Origin of the sequence: Erysipelothrix sp. strain 2 (EsS2-6-Brazil), from assembly GCF_016617625.1 — a bacterium.
GTDB classification, from domain to species: domain Bacteria; phylum Bacillota_I; class Bacilli_A; order Erysipelotrichales; family Erysipelotrichaceae; genus Erysipelothrix; species Erysipelothrix piscisicarius.
Genome location: NZ_SBAR01000001.1, coordinates 71,515 through 89,231, shown reverse-complemented (window position 1 = coordinate 89,231; position 17,717 = coordinate 71,515). Strand labels below are relative to the sequence as shown.

Below are 17,717 nucleotides of genomic sequence, written 5' to 3'. Positions count from 1 at the left end.
TATAATCTGAATAAAAAGTGAGAACTTGAAGATGATCCCACTTTTTAATAAATATTGATACTGAAAAAATATTTAGTAGTAATGGAATTACAAGTTACGTCGTAAATGGTCTTGTAATAGTTCTAATAATTGTTTATCGATTGGCGCATCACTGATTCCAATAGATGGGAGTGTACTTAAGGATCTAAGTTTTCCTTCAAACGCTGCCTTATATACTTTGTTGGTATTTGTTGAAAAATATGATAATTCTATTGTTGATACATGATTAGAATTTAAGTTAGAAGGAACGACTGCATAAGTTGCTGTCTGTCCTGGAGCAAGTACTGTGTCCTTCATTCTAGTTGAGAATGGATTTTTATTTACAGTCAAGGCTGAATCTGTAGTCTCATCAATGCTTGCTTTTTCAATACGAGCTGAAGAATTGCCGAAATTTTTAATTACGACGTAAAAATGATCTCTATTCGTAATTAAAGGAGCAGTGTAAATTTGAAGATTAGCACGTGTGCTCTCTTCAATCATTTTATTTTGCTCTCTTGAATTTTTTCTAGACTCATATAAAGTCCATAAAAAAGCTGCTGTAGAAATAATTGAGGATAAGACAACTCCCAAAATCTGCCATATTTCATACGATATGTTTAGAAACATAAAATATACCTCACTTTCATAGTTATTTAACTTTATTGTATTCCGTTAAAAATTAACCTGTAATTAAATCTATAAGAGATTCTATAGTCGAGCAGGATACGAATTTGAATTCAAGTTGGGAGATGTCATACTTCCTTAGTGTCGCTATATGTTCTGGAAAGCAATTCAGTGTTGAATAGTTTAAATTTTGTTTTTCAAAACGTGTGGAAAGCAATTCAGTGTTGAATAGTTTAAATTTTGTTTTTCAAAACGTGATAGCAACAATCCTAATTCTTTTTTAGTCAAAGAGTTAATTATTTCAATAAAATATTGCTTAACTTCTTTGACAATTAATTCCTGTTTTAAGAGTATATCGTTCCATACAATTTCATCAACACCACCAATAGAAGCATAATTAGTTAAATCATCGGAAGTTAGAAGGATGGTTTTTCCATATTCTAAACCATGACTTCTCCAGTCGGTGCTTTTATTAGGAGGTAGAATGGGGACGAAATTAGCTCTACAATATGAGTGTAGAGGAATACATGCTACAAACGGAGTATCATTAATTAAGATAGATGCTGTATAATAATGATTTGCATCGAGTATCTGAGTATGACCTTTGTAGGTATACCTATTGCTTAATTCATCTATAAAATTTGTTGGCAATGTGATAATCATAGAATCTCTCCTTTGATAACAAAAAAAAGCACTTCCGAAGAAGTGCTTCCGAGTGCTTTCTTTTAATATTAGTGTTTTTTTGTCAGGGTACTCTTGTTGCAAAACAAACTACTTCCTTCTGAGATCATCTATAAACTCAGTATAATAAAGAAAGCACTATCTTTACGGCCATATTATACTTGATTCTATTTAATAAATCAAGATTGAAGAAAATTAATTGTGACGTTATTTTGTATTAGAAGCGTAGCGTGTGAATGTCATAAATCGTGTAACCGGCATTCAAGTCCCATTCTTTTGAATGAATAATGCATCGAGTTATTTGCAAGAGGGGCTTTGATTCCAAAAATAAAGTCTGATTGTTTTATATCAAATTTTGATTTAATAAATTCGATATAATTATTCATTTGCGTGACTGTAAAATTATCTAATTTAAAATATCGAACAGCAGCGGAAGTTTTTAATTTTTTTATTTTTGCACGATCAGAATTTTTTCCTGTGACAGATTTATTAATTGAAATTCCTTTACCATCATAATCTTTAAAAGTGAGTCCTTTCAACTCAGCTCGTCGAGCACCTGTAGAAAACGCGAGTAAAATAAGTAATTTGAAATAAATATTTACGAGGGTCTTTTCAGGGAGTTTTTTCCGAGCATCCATAAAAGTCTCATAATCCATAATATTGTATTTGGTCATATCTTCAAATAGTTTTTTAAATGGGGATAAATTGATAGAGACATCATTATATATATACTCCATCTTTACTGCATATCTGAATATCGATTTATAAAGTGCAATGATTTCATTTTTATATTTAACTGAATACGGTTTACCACCTATGGTTGAACCGTCTTTTTTATAGCGTATAGGCGTTTTAATCTCTGCCAATGAATTTATCCAAGCTAATGCTTTTCTTAGTGTAATGGATGCAATAGCTGTATCAGGGATAAATTGGTTTACTTTGTAAAGATTGGATTTATTTGTTTGTTCTATAACATCGTATTTTGATCATTCAATCATTTCTATTCCAATTTCCCTAATAGACATTCTCGATTTCGGTAAATCGTCCTTTTTCATCTCTTTTAAAAAATTTCGTTCTGCATTTATTGTTCTTTGTTTACAGTCAAATCTGCGTCGTTTTATCCTTCTTACTTTTCCCAAACTGTCTCGGTACCTGATATCAAAATACTAGGTATTTCGTTTTTGATCTTTATAAACAGGCATACTAAAATCATCCTTTCACTAGTTATGAGATCGTTAAAAGGTAGTTTGTTAAATTATCTTTTTGTTAGCTATAGCTATTAGTAATTTATAGAGTTAATGAGTCTTACTAAATCATCGCCATCCCAAAGTACAATGTTATTTGAATCTGCAAGTTCTCTTGCAGGTTTTCTAAAACTATTGTTTGTTACAACTACGCCAACGTGTGAGTCGAAAAATTTTACTCCGTAAATTATTTCTTTGACGGTACCATAGTTTATTGGAGCGTTATGAAATTTACATTGAAATGCAAATTTAACTTTATCTTTTGTTGCAATAAAATCAACACTTTGGTTATTGACGAGTGGTACTTTTTCAACAATTTCATAATCAAGTTTTGTCACAAGATCAATTATAAAATCTTCAAATTCAGTATGATTTTTAAGTGATTCAAATCTCCTTCGTGTTATTAAATCTTTATGTACTGTACGTGCATTTTCTATTCTTAAAATAATATCTGAAAGGTCAAAATGTTTATTAATTCGTTCGTTTTTGTAATCTATAAGTTGAAGCGTTCTTAGTGTATCTAAATATGAAGAGAGTGTTTTAAAATCAAGATCAAATTCATTTTGTAATTTCTTTTGACTAAAAGTACTCTCATGAATAACAAATTCAACGATACGAGTTAACAAGTCGTGGTCTTTCAAAACGTTCTGGTCTAAAGCTATTGCTTCGCTTAATTCATATTCTGATTGTTTCTTGGAAATTCTAGAATAAACTTTATTCTTTACTATTTTTTTTGTCATGTTTTCAGGAACTCCAATTTTACTATTATTTAGATTTTCATCTATAGAATCGCTTATCTTCTCTATATCAATATTTATAAATGAGTTTTTAGGTTCGTATTTGTCAGAAGAAACCAAATTATCATTGTTGATATGATTTCCTTGTGGATTTATATCTGAAGTCCTTTGTAGTTCTAATTTCTTAATTTCTTTTTTTAGGTGTAAATGTATGTATACAACTATAGCCGAAATTATTGAACATGTAAAAAAAGCGCTGCCGTTTTCTTGATCTTTAAAAAGAGAAAAGAGTAGGATAATTTCGCTAAATATACAAAATATCGCTACGACATTAACAAAAAAGTATAGCGCTTTGAGTAACAGAAATATGATATCTTTCATTAATATATTTAACTTTTTGATTAGATTATTTTTACGATTTAACATAATCCCCCCCATTTAAAATATTTTTGTTATTTAATATTTGCTTCTTCTAATATAGAGTCTATCGAAATATTATAGAGTTTGGAAATAGCTATCAGTTTTGATAATTTGATTTCATTTTTTCCTTGTTCCCAAAATTGAACAGATTTATGAGTAATATTGAGTTTATCAGCAACGTACTCTAGAGTCATATTGTTTTTAATACGGTATTTTTTTAAAATAAGTCCTAATCTATCTTTTTCATCTTGATTCATAATTAACCTCTATCTGAAATGGTATTTGTAATACCATTATAATATAATCAATAGAAATATCAATAAACCTCCTATTTGGTATTATAGATAATAAATAAGAGCGTGAAATGAATGAGATCAGTTATAGTTCGTCACGAAAGTCATCAAATCTTAAGCAATTGTAAATGGCATCCAAAATAGGTTTTGCTCAATCTACATACTCACAGAAGGAGGAGGGAACAGTTCTTGTGATTCGCAAAAGTCAGACCTGGAAGCTTTAAATCTATTATTGATGAGTATTGGGTATTGATATAAAGGCAATAAAGGAATGATACTATAAATATGGTGTTGATGACTAACATGAGTTTAAGAAGATATAGAACGAAGAACTAAAAAAAGAACAACGCTAGACTTTACACGCTGTTCTTAATAATTTATCCATTGTGACAATTTTCGCAGCAGTACATGCATCCATCAAAATCATGGTCACCGGTAAGTCTTTCTGCTTCTTTTATCGCATCATGACAGTTTTTTTGCTCATCGAGTGAAACACGGTTTTTCATATCAGGCAAATGATTACAGGTAGTAACATGTACCTCATGGTAAACACCATCAGTTTTACTTTTGTTGTATAGATACTTTTTCACTTAATCCCTCCTTTCCAACCACATCGTAGCAGTCTATAGGAATGATGTGTCAAAAGTTTATGAAACAGAGAGAACTTAATTTCACAAGATTTGAGAGAAGGAGAAATAAGATTGTATTTAATCTATCCTCGCACATGGGAATCTGTGATCATTTCAATATATTTGAGGAGGAAATGTCGTGAATCAAATCAAAGACTAATCCCTAAACAAACTTCTCAATGAAGCAAATAACTCGAATAGTTATGCTATTGATAGAATTCATAATTGGATTTCGGATCAAAACAATGAGGATTATTTACAGGGAGACTTCAGAACAGTAATAACTTAGCTAAATCGTTAAAGTATTGTGACTCGATAGTTTCATGAAGTGGCAAATACGGAATTTGTTCTAGTAGTCTAAAGTTGATACACCTTGGTTGAGAAATGGTAATATTAAATCGGAGAGTTTAACTTCGTACTATATATGAACAAATAAATATAAGGAAGTAGAAGACAGTCTTTTTCAAGAGTAACAGCAAAATCTATAGGTTATCTTTTAGTAGTCTAGATAATTTGTTTGAAGTGGTGTGCTGTCATGTTTTGATTCAAAATAAATTAAGATTTAAAGTTGAAATATACGAAATAATGTAATCGCATACAGGGTGTGATAGAATAATAAAGAATACACAATCTTTAGAGGGGCCTATAATGCAAATAGAATTATTATACATATATCTGTATTTATATAATTAATCAATTCTGTTAGTTGTGTATTAGCTGATTCCGGCAATTTTGGTTCGGACAATGGTTTGAAATAAAAAGATGAAATATACTTGAGTTCATGGAAGACAGTAAGTAATGAAGCCAGGGAGCTGCATGCTAAAAATATCATCTAGAAACAAACAGAAGCTCGTTTAGGAGCAACTACTGGAGCAAGTTTTGAGTATTATCATGTTGCATCGTGGGAAATTGGTAAGATACCTGAGGTTGCCCAACGTTTACGCTTATTGGGTGGGACTTTATACTCCTACGCTATTCTGCGTTATGAATAACCCGTACTTAATAAGTTTATTTAATGGTTAAAAACTAGCATAACATTTTAAAAAAGAGGGGAATTGCAATGTCATCAAAAATTACGAGAATCTTTACATCTGTTTTCATCGTCTTTATAGTAATGTTCTCAATCTTGTTAGTGTCCGCACAACAAGAAACGATGCTTAATGATATTTTTAAATCCGAATCCTATAAAAGTATTTATATACCAGATACTGCAAAAATATCGAAAGATGAGTTTATGAGTATCATCGGTTCTGCCCAAAAAAATCATGTTTATTTTGGAAAATACAGCGAGAAAATTCGCTATGTATCTGTTAATGACTTTAGCACTGACGTCAAAGAATTTTTAGGCGTAAGAATTCCGCCGGGAACATTAAGTTTATCAACTTTTGAAACGAATAAAAATCACGATTTTTATGTCAAACCACTAAACATTGGTTCAAACGAGCAACTTGAATTAACTTTTAAAAAACTTGATGAAAGTACCTTAGACGAAGAAGTCTACGGTTTTCTTGATCTCTATGCAAAAGATCAAGAACAGGCTGAAGTATATATCGAAGAAATTGCTCAGCGAGCGGGGTTAGATGCTGATGAAATTGTTCAGCAAAAAACAATCTCAAGTGATGCTGAGTTTTTCTTCTTGTTTTTGATGGTTGCAATTGTAATTTTTTCGATAAGTAATATGCTCGTAACGATTTTTAGTTTTGTAAAAAGAAATAAAGAAATCGGCGTATATAAATTACTTGGATTGTCTGATTTTTCGGTAGCGAAAAAAGGAATATCTAAATATATTTCGTGGTATATAGTTTTCTCGGTTATTGTAATGTTTGTGACATCATTAATTTTGAACTATTGGAATATTTACCTAATTAAAATTCAGATCACATATCTATCAGTATATCTACTGACATCGATTATTTTGATTATTACATCTTCAACTGTTATTACGCGAAAATATAGCATTGCTTCGCTTACAAAAAACCAAAAAACAACAAATGCGATCATAAGGATTTCGATGGTGTCTAAAGTATTATTTACAATTATACTGGGATATTTTTTACTCAATACGACTAATATGTTAGAGTCGCTTGCTGATCAACGCTATAAACTCAGTATTTTTGAAAACTATCGGGACACTTATGCTTTTACAAGTTATGCAAAAAACAGATCAGATAATAATTCTACAAGCAATAAGCGTGTTCCAAAAGGATATCCAGAATTTAATTATTCAGATTTTTATAAAAAAGTCGTCGCGGGTAATAATGGCTACTATGTTGATTTTTCCGCTTATTCTTGCCCTGATGAAACGAACGAACTAAAGTTAGCAAGAAATTGTTATGATGATCAGTATATTTTTGCTCTGGTTAATGATATCTATATAAACGATTATAAATTATTACCGATGGAACAAATTAAAAACGCCCTAAAAAAAGAAAAACGTGTCATATTAATACCGAGAGAGCTACAAGATTCTGAGAACTCGATACTTCAAGACTATAGAGAGTATTTCCAATCAACGAAAACAATCGTAAATGATTTGCAGATGGAATCAATAATCTATGAAGACTCAGATTTTTTCTCAATGAACAGTGAAGTGGTCGGTTCGGATTATCTTATCCATAATCCGATATTAATTGTATTTGATGAGAATACAGTTAAAGGGATTCCCGATTATCAACTCCGATTCTTTGGTTATGGAACATCAACGGCTGCGCAGTTTAGTCTGGACTCGACGGAAACAAAGGAAGTGTGGTATAAGAAGAATGAAGATGTTTTCAAAAAGTTCAATTTAGAGAATAATATTTCTGTTGAGCATTTTAACAACACTTCAAATGATCTAAATATAATGATTTCTATTTTGGAATTTTCTTTAAAAATCTATACAGGTATCCTGCTTATCTCAATTTTATTAATCAGTTTTGTATCTTTTAATATAACACATACGTATATGAGCGATATTCGAAAAGAAATCTTCGTTAGAAAACTAATAGGAGAATCTGATTTCAATATATTCAAACAATACATTCTTTTGTTATTCTTTACAGATTTACTTGCTGTTGTTATTGTTACTGTTATTTTGCCGGTGTTCTTAAAAACGACCATTAGTATTAAAGGAATTGGAGTTCTGTTTCTGTTAATTATAATGCTTGATATTATCGTATTTAGTATTGTGAAATCGAAATTTGTTAGAAATAATTCGAGTAATCAGATAAAGGGGGAATAGATGATGATTCAATTGAAGTCGGTAAGTCGTACATTTGGTAATCGCACACTGTTTCATGATATTAATGAAAAATTTGTGGTGGGTGAGTTGGTTGGGATATCTGGGAAAAGTGGCTCTGGAAAAAGTACACTATTAAATATAATCGGTTTAATTGATTCTGATTATGAAGGAGAATTATTAATTGATTCGATAGCTACTAAAAATATTAGCAAACGTAAAAAAGAGCAATTGGTCCGTGAGAATATCAACTATCTATTTCAAAACTATGCCTTAATTGATAATGAGAGCGTTCGGTATAATCTTGAGTTGGTACTTAAAAAGAAAGATGATAATAAGTTAGACGATGCTTTAAAACAAGTTGGACTCGATAGCGCAATATTAGAAACCCCAATCTATATACTTAGTGGCGGGGAGCAACAGAGAGTCGCATTGGCCCGGTGTATTTTAAAAAAAGGTAATATCGTTCTAGCGGATGAACCAACCGGTAATTTGGATCAAGAAAATGCAGAGATTGTGATGGGAATTCTTTCTGAGTTTACAAAGCAAGGGAAAGTCGTTGTGATTGTTTCTCATAGTAAAGAAATTATGCAATTATGCGATCGAGTTATAGAACTATAATAAGATGAGTAGTCTATTAAGGGCATTCGTAAATCTAGATCTTTAATTCCGAAATAATAGTAGTAATTTTTATATCTAATATTTCGTTGAATAAACCGAACGCCTAATTATGCATGTGGCTTTTCAGGCGGTTGATGTGTCACTTAAAATGAATCTATCTCGGAAGACAGATACCAATACACTTATTATTTTTTATTTTGACAAAGTGTCTTGATTATTGACCATGTTATGGTAATATCTGTGTAAGGGCTTTCTAAGTTGAAGCATGATTTTATAAGGTATAAATAATATCGGTAGATGCTTTTTCTATAATCAATATCGGAGTATTTCTCTGAAAAAAGAATCTACTAAAAACTATTAGATAGTAGCATTTTATTTTCAATTTCAACATTTATAACGTAACTAATGATCGAATGCATAATGAACAAGTTATCTAATCTTATAGATTCAAATCAAAAGAGCAGAAGGTATGTTTTGATGTAGTCATCGAATTGGCGTACCAGTACCTAGTCATAGTAGAAATGGGTACTCAGGGGATGATTTGATTATAATTCGTACTCCTTGGGTCTATTTGTATAATGTAAGTGCAGTGTTGAAAAAGGGAATTATATTCAAATATTGAGTGTAATTTATTATTAATAAAATTATGAGGGGGAATATTATGAATAAAAATAAACAGGCAATGAAACTTGGAGAAATATTATTTGGTGCTGGCTTTTTTGCTTTTGTTGTACTAAGAATCGCACATGTTTTTTATGCTGTTGATCGGGGTATAAGTGGAGACTCATGGAAGATGTTCTTACAATTTAAAGGACTTACGATGATTAATCTCTTATCATATGCATTAATTGTATTTTCGATAATAGCTTTTACTTATTCTTTGCTTAATATTGTTAAAGAATAGACCATTTATTTATGAAAACCAGATTCCTTGTGGATGATATTTAATTGGTAAAATACAATTCGTGTTTACATCATTTATCATAATGATAGCAAGATGGATATGAATCAAAAACATCAGAACAAATCTATCTATTTGGAAGAAATCATTTAGTTTGAATATCTACAGCCCTTAAAAATGAGTATAGCTTTGGTAGTGCGGTAGATGACCGCACTTTTTTATAAAAAATGAGTCAGATTCATTATGTAGAAATGCACTGTCTAACTCTTTGATGTTAGACAGTAAATAAGATGAAAATACTCTATTTATAAATCTTATGTTTAAGTAGTAGATTACTTAAATCGGAATAATCCTACATAGATTAAAGTTGATGAAAAACATGTATAATAAAATTAACAGGAGGAATTTGAATGAAAAGATTCATGATCGTATGGGTACTTGTTTTAACTTTCATTTCAGGTTGTGTTAAGCAAGACATGCTGAAGACAATGCAAGATGATATTGAGTTAAATGGTATAGAAAGTGTTCGCATAGAGAGACATATCGGTCCAACTGTTTTAGAACGTGAAGTGAATGCTGAAGATATCTCAGAACTCGTAGACGCATTAGATGAATTTGAGGTAGAGAAAATCTCTAAAAGTAAAATGGAAGTTATCTATGGTGGAATGATAGTACTAACAATAAATCTAAAGAGTGGAACTACTTACGAATTGAACAATGTAGGTAATTATTACTTGATCGTGAATAATGAGAATTATGTTATTAAAAATAATAGTTTTAAACCATTTGATAGGTGGGTCGATGCGGTATTGTAGCGATAAACTTTATACTGATTTAATACTTTCGAAAAATTATTGAGAATTATTGAATTAGGTATTACTCGATAAAAGAATATGTATGCAAAGTGCGAAATCATTCGCACTTTTTTGTCATTTAAGAGTAAAACGACAATTAAAAAAATTCCGTATCTAATTTAATACTGAGATATAAAATGGAAGTATTATATGCAATAATCTAAATATTTCCTAAATAAAATCGTGTCTTTAATACGAAATAGCGGAGTAAAATAGGGGCTTTTTTTGTGTTATATTTTATGCGTACACAAAAGAATAGGAGGGTGATTATGAGAAAAACATTTTGTGTATTGGTTTTTTTGATTTTTACTATGGTGTTAGGAAGCATCGTTGATTTATCCGTCCAAGCGAATGAACCTGCTGGACCAACGGACTATAATTGTTATTATTATGGTTTCGACGGTCGTGCAAATAGAAAAAGAGCGATAGTTTCAAGTGTCGTTGATAAAGAGACGTATAGCCCAAGTGGTATTGAATGGGATTATTCGTCTTTAAAAGGACTCAACATGTTTTTTTCGATTCATAATTCTAGAACGGGTAAGGAACAAAGAGAAGTTCTTTTTATGAATCATGACTCGGGTTGTTTTACAATAACAAATACCAATACAAAGAGAGGAACTCAATATGATTTACGAGCTCGCAGACAAAATATATGGGATAGTGGGTATACACAAGTTTCGGGATCTTGGAGACCGTAAGACTTTAAAATAGGATAGGAATTGTAAGATGCTTTCACGTAACGTAAGAAAAAATAGTGATTATCTACTAATTGTATTGCTTTCTACATCTGTATTCTTCATTTCTCTTGAATCTAATAATCACACGCTATCAACGCTTTGGGAAGGATTTCAGAATGGTTTTAAGTTTTCGGGAATCGATGCGTTGGAATTCGGTGGAGAGAATAATTGGTGGCCATTTTTTCATCAAAGTGTAGGGTCCTACATTAGTATGATGATCTGGGGCTCGAATTTATTTCAATTATTACTTCCTCTATTTATCACTATTGTTGGGATAAACATCTACCTAAAGAAGAACAATGAGTACTTTTTTGAGTGTTATCGTTTTGATTGTTATTCAAAATTCATACGGAAGAAGATTTTTGAAGAGTCGCTTAAAGTCTCAATAGCAATCTTCGTGGGTTATTTAATTTTCTATATATTCGCCTCATTGTTTGGAAGCAAAGTGAGTGCAGATGATATACAATTTAGTATTCCGGTAAAACTATTCATTGATTGGCTGCCGAAAGATTTCTTTTTAAACCACTGTAGGCTGTATCACTTATTATGGGGAATTTTTGTATTCTTTGTAGTCCCATTAATCTATGGTGTCGCATATGGTTTTGTAGTCCCTTATTTCCCAAATTTGCCTATGGCAACACTAGCATTTACGATGTATTTTATTTCTTTTTCAATCGCAAGTTCATTATTTATCCCTTATAACTCCGTTTTTAGATATATGTTCGATCCATCAGCTGTAATCGTTTCAGGAGCTTATAGTTATCCTAATACACTTATGTATCTATCGTCATTGCTGGTTCCGATTATCTCAGCAGTGGTATTGTACTTTATAAGTTGTCGTCGCTATGAAGTTTAGAAAAATAAAAAAATTCTTACCTTGTATGATGGTCCTCCCATTACTGACCATCACTTTTATACACTTATTAAACGTACACCTTGATACGGTACATGGATTCCAAATTTACGATGAATATAAGGTATATTTTATGAACTCATCTGCATTCATCAGAGTCGGACTCTATTTCAAAGACATAATAGTTTTTGGGGTATTGAATCTGATTGTGTATTACTTGTTTCTCTATACAGATACCGTAAGTGAACAAGAAACGTCAATTCATATGTTTATGATGTCACGATTTAAAAGTATAACCCGTTATTGGATCTATCTATTTTTAAAATATTTAATGAACTCCTTCGTGATAATTATGGGTTATGGAGCACTTTTAGTTGCTTTTTCGAACACTCAACACGTTCGTTTCGTTTTGTCTCCTAATAGTTTAGTTGAACTTTTTTTACAGGGCATCAAGATAGCACTCTTGATGGTATTTTTAAAACTACTTTATAATTTTATAAACATAGCAACAAAAAACGGTTCCCGATCAATTCACAAAATATTTACTGTATTTATGTTGTTGTTAGCAGATATAATCATCGGCAAGTATCATTTAATTGTAATGCCTGACACGTATGATATCAATTTACGGTATATCTCAATCTATATATGTTTCATTGTTATGACTTATTTTTTATACTGGGGTCATTCAAAAAAGATTGGAGAATATTATGATTAAGATAAGAAATGTATCGAAGCGATTTAAAAAAACAGAAATTTTCGAAGACGTCTCTTTGGAACTTCCGAAGGGAAAAATTGTAGGACTTGTTGGCGAGAATGGATCTGGAAAAAGCGTCCTAATGAAGATGTTATGCGGCTATTCTAAACCCAACACAGGAGCAATCAATGTGTATGGTGAAACATTAGGTGTAAACCGTGATTTTCCAAGGAGTGTTGGTGTTTTAATCAATGATTCGCATTTCATCAAAAATTACACAGGTATGGAAAATCTCGAGTACTTGATAAAAATTCGAAAACAAACGGATAAAAACTTCCTTAACGAATTAATTCAAATCTTCGATATGGAATGCAATGTTCACAAGCGCTATAAGTCTTATTCGTTAGGAATGAAACAAAAGTTAAGAATTATTCAAGCGTTCATGGAACAACCCAATCTCGTACTCTTAGATGAACCCTTTAATGCTCTTGATAAAAGGTCAACAATGGTACTCATTGACTTAATAAAAAGATATATTAATAAAGACCGAATCATTATCTTCACAAGCCATGAGTATCAACATATCGAGCACCTAGCAGATACCGTCTTAACAATACAAGATAAAAATGTCATTGTTGATTACGCATAAAAACCAATCAATTAAACATTGATTAAAAAACACGCTCATGTAACTGAATCTATGTCAGTCAAAGAGCGTGTTTTGTATATGATTGGGTACGTTAAATCTTAGAAATCTACTGAATCAGGATCGAGTGCTACTTTCGCGGTACCTTTTAACGAGTCGATGAAAGTCATTGTTTCTTGATCTAATTCAAAATCAAATACTTGATGGTTTTCAATAATTCTACTTGTAGTTACTGATTTTGGTAGAGGTAAGAAACCATGTTGAATCGACCAACGTAGAACAACCTGCGCTACTGTGCGGTTATACTTTTGAGCGATTTCTTGGAGTTCTTTAACCTCGAAGATACTGCCTGTTCCAAGTGGGCTGTATGCTTCGGTTAGAATACCATGTGCTTTATTGTATGCTACAAGTTCTTCTTGCATGTCACTTGGACTTAAGTAAATCTGATTCACACTTGGTTTAATCACAGCTGTTTTTAAAAGTGCGTCAAGGTGATGTGGGTGGAAATTAGATACCCCAATGCTCTTAACCTTACCGGCACGATAAGCCTCTTCCATGGCTCTCCACGCCTCAGCGTTTGCTTGTTCCCAAGTATCACGAAGTGGGAGTGGGTTGGGCCAGTGAATAAGGTAGAGATCGACATAATCCAATTGAAGTTTTTTCAATGATATATCCAAGGCTTCTAAAGCACCTTCGTAAGAGTGAGCGTCATTCCATAGTTTTGTTGTGATGAAAAGCTCCTCACGAGGAATGCCACTTTTAATAATTGCACGACCAACACTTTCTTCGTTACCGTAAACGGCAGCAGTGTCAATATGGCGGTATCCAGCTTCCAGTGCATCGAGTACGGATTGTTCCGCAATCTCACCATCTGGTGTTTGCCATGTACCAAAACCAATTACAGGAATTTCCAAATCATTATTTAAAGTATATGTATTTTTCATAGGTTCCTCCATGGATAAAGTATATCAGTTTTAAGTCTGATAACGCATGGATATACATCAATCTAAGATGAAATTAAGATGAACATCGACCTTGGTAATCAATTATGAACTTTATTGAATAAGCATCGATCGTGTATCGTATACATTGTTTTGAATCGGATGGGAGTCGATATGATATAATATGAATAAGAAAATTGAAAGTGGGAATTACATGAACGGAAAAAATCGTAGAGATATAACAATAGGCGCCCATGTTAATGTTGTGTTGAAACAAGACCAACGTACAGGGAAGCTTACAGAAGGGTATGTAGACCGTATTCTTACAAACAGTTCACATCATCCACATGGCATCAAAGTAATGTTAGCTGACGGACAAGTAGGACGCGTCCAAGAAATTTTAGAAGACTAAAAGGATTTCATTTTGAAATCTTTTTTTTATGATTTAAATTCTCGTTTTGTTATATTTTATCCATCGATAATATTTATTTGTTTTTACTTTGATTATGATATGATGGGTTTATAAGAAATCTGTCTATCGTAATTTTAGTATCAGGGTTTAAAGTGGTTTTTGACGACAGACATTACTAAGAGATAACAGGTGGGTATCCAATATGACAAATAAAAAGTATCGTCCGATTTTAAGGGAAGGTGAACATCTCGTTCAATCGAAAACGAATGAACATCGTGTTAGAGGCGTGAGCCAAGATAGTCATAATCGTGTTACAGATATTGTGGAATGGGAAGTCGTTGATGATGATTATGGATTCGATCATTCCTACTATGAATCGGATCATCTTAATCAAGCACGTGATGATTCAGTCAAAGAGAGCCTAATTGGGTTATTGTCTGTAATTGTGGCTGTTAAGGTGAGTGAACATATTATTATGCCATGGTGGACTAATAAGGCAAAACCCTTCTTTAAGAAGAAGTTCAATCGAAATGTGTCAACCGAATCGAAAAGCACAATAGAAATCGTTCCATCGGAATCCATTAAGGAGGCAGTAGATGTAATGATTGATCGATCGCAATACGAAATGAGTCATGATGCATACGAGGCACATTTACAGGAATTGGTTTTTGCGATGATGCGTTTTGCTTATGAGTATCGAATACTAAGTCAAGCGGTCGTTGTTGATTCTTTTCAATCAGAAGAGAATTTTAATATCAATCAGCAAGATTATTTTGAAGTTTCAGAAAGAATTATCTCGGAAGTAGATCGCTTGTTGGCACATGATTGTATTAATTTGAGTAACAACACAGAGAAAATATTTTTGGATAGTTTAGGAGGGGGCATTAAATCGGATGGCATTTACCTTCCAGTTCAAATCAATCAATTCCAACCAGAGGATATTAATCATCCTGGTGTCCTATTTTAAATCGAATAAATAAAAGATAGGGAAAAGGTATAAAAACTTATTAAAAATCTTTAATGGTTTATGTCGTTTTAATGGCACGGGCTATTTTTAGGAAACGCTTTTAAATGTGTATCATAGTTTCAATTCGTAATTATACAATTATAATAACTCTAAATTGAACACAGGGAGACAAATATGATGATAAAATATCGAAAAGTGAATTTTGAAACAATGCATGAAGTCAATCTGGATGCATTCGTTAAATTATCAGAAGAATGGGAACAGGAACAATGCAGTTCGGCTTATAGTGCCAATACTAAAGACTACTATAGGGATAAGGAATTATTTATGGCAATGGATGAAGCAAAGATTATAGGTTATGCATTGGGAACAATTAAAGAATTATCACAAGCGACATCGTACAATCAAGTTGGTGAACGTGTCTTCGAGCTGGATGAATTGTTTGTCTCGAAACCTTATCGAAATCAGAAGGTTGGGCAAGGATTGTTTAAGTTTGTGGAAGCGTGTGTGGCCTCACAGGTCGATTTGATTGGAGTGATTGCGAATGCATCGGATTACAAAAAACTATTAAGTTTATATATTGAAGATCTCGGTATGGATTTTAAACATGCTCTACTGATTAAGCGAACACATGATCATAATGGAAAGATATCATAATAAAAAACTCACGTCTCTGTGAGTTTTTTTTTCCATTTTCAGGTCTTTGTGTCACAATTTTTGGCGTTTCAAGACAAAGATTGAACCGCGCATGTTGGATATCTATAATAAAATAACGCTACAGAAATACTACCGATGTATTGTGAAATGTATTTTCATAGTGTGAGGTTCAATCACATGGTATTATCATCTTAATATACTACATTAAATTTTTAATCTATAGGTTAAAAACAGGAGGGGATTCTATGATTGAATTGATGAATAAATCTGAAAAATTTAAACTTGAATTATTGATCGTTTCATTGAAATCGGGTTCCCAAGAAACCTTCTATTCACAACGCCATGAAAGTCGTCTTGTTCAAGATGTTTTGCAAGATGTTTACGAAGTAACGGGAACTCAATATGAGAGTCTCGGTGCTCTTCAACAAGAAGAAAAGTATTATTTAAGAAATATTGCTTATAAAATGTTTGCGTTTTATGCGAGTCAAAGTAAGTGTGTGGCCATGATTTCGCAAATCTTAGAGGATTTTAGGTCGGATGGACACTGTCACCTAAATAAGATCGAAGACGCATTACATATTTCGCGCAGTACGGCCTATCGTCGCATTCAAGAAATTAATGATGTGTTTTCCAACTACGATTTGCGTTTTGATTTGAAAGAAAATTCAATTGTGCTTGCGGGTCATCCTTTAAATTGCTTGTATCACAGTTACCGCTTTATTAAGTTATTTACGCCACGTCAATTTACTTTGGCCGATCTAATGATGATTCAGTGTCATTACCAAAATGCGACATCGGTGTTGGGGCAATACTCACTTTTTATAAATACAGATAAAGCCTCTTTCATTAATATTCCAATCGATCAAGTTCTGCATGATACGTTCCAATTAAATCAAACATTATACAGTTCAGAAGTTCATGATCGTATTCTTAATTTGTACATGCAAACTGATATCGATCATGTTCATACTATGGAACGCATCAAACATCAAATTGCATCCTATTATGGTTGGACCAATGAGACGCTGGATGTGACTGAGTTGCTTGTGATTTACACGCTGTGTGAAAATATCGTGGTCGGAGAATCGATGTTGCATGAACAGCTTCAAACGCTATTTGAGTCAAATGTCCATGATATTAATGTTGAAGCGCTCTTGAGTTCGTATGAGCTCCCCCAATCATTTCTAAATTTTTTGGCCCTCACCATGCCTTTTAAACCCACTCATTTGCCAAAAGTATCGATTTATTTGGATTTTGCTTATGATTTTATTTTACGAGACCAAATTCAGGCGGAATTAAGTCATATCTACAATCCATCGTTGATTGAGTTTGTTTTTGAACCAACATCCGCCGCCCTTATCATTACAGACTCATTTACCGTTGGGGTGGACCGTCTGAAAGATACCGTGATAGTTTCAACTGTTACGGGCGGTCGTGTTTCCGCGTTAACTTCAATCAGTCAACTTCTAATTGAAAAACAAATGAGAGGGGGTCATTGATCATGTGAAAGGGGTTGTGTTTTTCAAAATGTGTTTTTTCGAAGCCAGGCTTTCTATTTGTATTGATGA

At 32.4% G+C, this 17,717-nt stretch carries 18 protein-coding genes; 11 read left to right on the top strand and 7 right to left on the bottom strand.

Features of this window, described 5'->3' with window-relative positions; all coding sequences use genetic code 11:
* Positions 1–87: 87 nt before the first annotated feature.
* The 6 genes from EPJ89_RS00350 to EPJ89_RS00325 form a co-directional block, all read right to left on the bottom strand.
* Complete coding sequence (locus EPJ89_RS00350; protein ID WP_200548718.1) at positions 88–645, bottom strand: hypothetical protein; 558 nt, start codon at positions 643–645, stop codon at positions 88–90.
* A gap of 180 nt (positions 646–825) precedes the next feature.
* On the bottom strand, positions 826–1,305 hold the full coding sequence (locus tag EPJ89_RS00345; RefSeq protein ID WP_200548716.1) for a hypothetical protein: 480 nt from the start codon (positions 1,303–1,305) through the stop codon (positions 826–828).
* A gap of 257 nt (positions 1,306–1,562) precedes the next feature.
* The gene (locus tag EPJ89_RS00340) at positions 1,563–2,189 is read right to left on the bottom strand and encodes a hypothetical protein (protein ID WP_200548714.1); all 627 of its coding nucleotides are present in this window, start codon (positions 2,187–2,189) and stop codon (positions 1,563–1,565) included.
* 413 nt (positions 2,190–2,602) lie between these two features.
* Complete coding sequence (locus EPJ89_RS00335) at positions 2,603–3,730, bottom strand: restriction endonuclease (RefSeq protein ID WP_161636574.1); 1,128 nt, start codon at positions 3,728–3,730, stop codon at positions 2,603–2,605.
* A 26-nt stretch (positions 3,731–3,756) separates the two neighbouring features.
* Positions 3,757–3,981 (bottom strand): helix-turn-helix domain-containing protein, encoded by a 225-nt coding sequence (locus EPJ89_RS00330; protein WP_161636573.1) that lies wholly within the window; start codon positions 3,979–3,981, stop codon positions 3,757–3,759.
* A 413-nt stretch (positions 3,982–4,394) separates the two neighbouring features.
* Positions 4,395–4,607: a hypothetical protein gene (locus EPJ89_RS00325; RefSeq protein WP_161636572.1), complete on the bottom strand. Its 213-nt coding sequence runs from the start codon at positions 4,605–4,607 to the stop codon at positions 4,395–4,397.
* A gap of 1,099 nt (positions 4,608–5,706) precedes the next feature.
* Here EPJ89_RS00325 and EPJ89_RS00320 point away from each other — a divergent pair.
* The 7 genes from EPJ89_RS00320 to EPJ89_RS00290 all read left to right on the top strand — a co-directional run bounded on the left by EPJ89_RS00320 (position 5,707) and on the right by EPJ89_RS00290 (position 13,175).
* Complete coding sequence (locus tag EPJ89_RS00320; RefSeq protein ID WP_161636571.1) at positions 5,707–7,866, top strand: bacteriocin-associated integral membrane family protein; 2,160 nt, start codon at positions 5,707–5,709, stop codon at positions 7,864–7,866.
* The gene (locus EPJ89_RS00315) at positions 7,867–8,484 is read left to right on the top strand and encodes an ATP-binding cassette domain-containing protein (RefSeq protein ID WP_161636570.1); all 618 of its coding nucleotides are present in this window, start codon (positions 7,867–7,869) and stop codon (positions 8,482–8,484) included. It abuts the gene before it with no gap.
* Between the two features lie 661 nt (positions 8,485–9,145).
* On the top strand, positions 9,146–9,388 hold the full coding sequence (locus tag EPJ89_RS00310) for a hypothetical protein (RefSeq protein WP_237558264.1): 243 nt from the start codon (positions 9,146–9,148) through the stop codon (positions 9,386–9,388).
* Between the two features lie 407 nt (positions 9,389–9,795).
* Positions 9,796–10,200 (top strand): hypothetical protein, encoded by a 405-nt coding sequence (locus EPJ89_RS00305; RefSeq protein WP_161636568.1) that lies wholly within the window; start codon positions 9,796–9,798, stop codon positions 10,198–10,200.
* Between the two features lie 308 nt (positions 10,201–10,508).
* Positions 10,509–10,937 carry a hypothetical protein gene (locus EPJ89_RS00300; RefSeq protein WP_161636567.1) on the top strand — a complete coding sequence of 143 codons (429 nt, stop codon included), beginning with the start codon at positions 10,509–10,511 and terminating at the stop codon, positions 10,935–10,937.
* A gap of 28 nt (positions 10,938–10,965) precedes the next feature.
* Complete coding sequence (locus EPJ89_RS00295) at positions 10,966–11,832, top strand: hypothetical protein (protein WP_161636566.1); 867 nt, start codon at positions 10,966–10,968, stop codon at positions 11,830–11,832.
* A 707-nt stretch (positions 11,833–12,539) separates the two neighbouring features.
* Positions 12,540–13,175: an ATP-binding cassette domain-containing protein gene (locus EPJ89_RS00290; RefSeq protein ID WP_161636564.1), complete on the top strand. Its 636-nt coding sequence runs from the start codon at positions 12,540–12,542 to the stop codon at positions 13,173–13,175.
* A gap of 98 nt (positions 13,176–13,273) precedes the next feature.
* On the opposite strand, the gene EPJ89_RS00285 is transcribed toward EPJ89_RS00290, so the two are convergent.
* Positions 13,274–14,116 carry an aldo/keto reductase gene (locus EPJ89_RS00285; protein ID WP_272926438.1) on the bottom strand — a complete coding sequence of 281 codons (843 nt, stop codon included), beginning with the start codon at positions 14,114–14,116 and terminating at the stop codon, positions 13,274–13,276.
* 211 nt (positions 14,117–14,327) lie between these two features.
* On the opposite strand from EPJ89_RS00285, the gene EPJ89_RS00280 reads away from it, so the two are divergent.
* The 4 genes from EPJ89_RS00280 to EPJ89_RS00265 all read left to right on the top strand — a co-directional run bounded on the left by EPJ89_RS00280 (position 14,328) and on the right by EPJ89_RS00265 (position 17,648).
* Positions 14,328–14,525: a YwbE family protein gene (locus EPJ89_RS00280; RefSeq protein WP_161636722.1), complete on the top strand. Its 198-nt coding sequence runs from the start codon at positions 14,328–14,330 to the stop codon at positions 14,523–14,525.
* 202 nt (positions 14,526–14,727) lie between these two features.
* Entirely contained in the window at positions 14,728–15,492 is a 765-nt protein-coding gene (locus EPJ89_RS00275) for a hypothetical protein (protein ID WP_161636562.1), read from the top strand.
* Positions 15,493–15,666: 174 nt separating this feature from the next.
* Positions 15,667–16,149, top strand: coding sequence for a GNAT family N-acetyltransferase (locus tag EPJ89_RS00270; protein ID WP_237558263.1), 483 nt, complete (start codon positions 15,667–15,669; stop codon positions 16,147–16,149).
* Between the two features lie 245 nt (positions 16,150–16,394).
* Positions 16,395–17,648 (top strand): helix-turn-helix domain-containing protein, encoded by a 1,254-nt coding sequence (locus tag EPJ89_RS00265; protein WP_200542371.1) that lies wholly within the window; start codon positions 16,395–16,397, stop codon positions 17,646–17,648.
* Positions 17,649–17,717 lie beyond the last annotated feature (69 nt).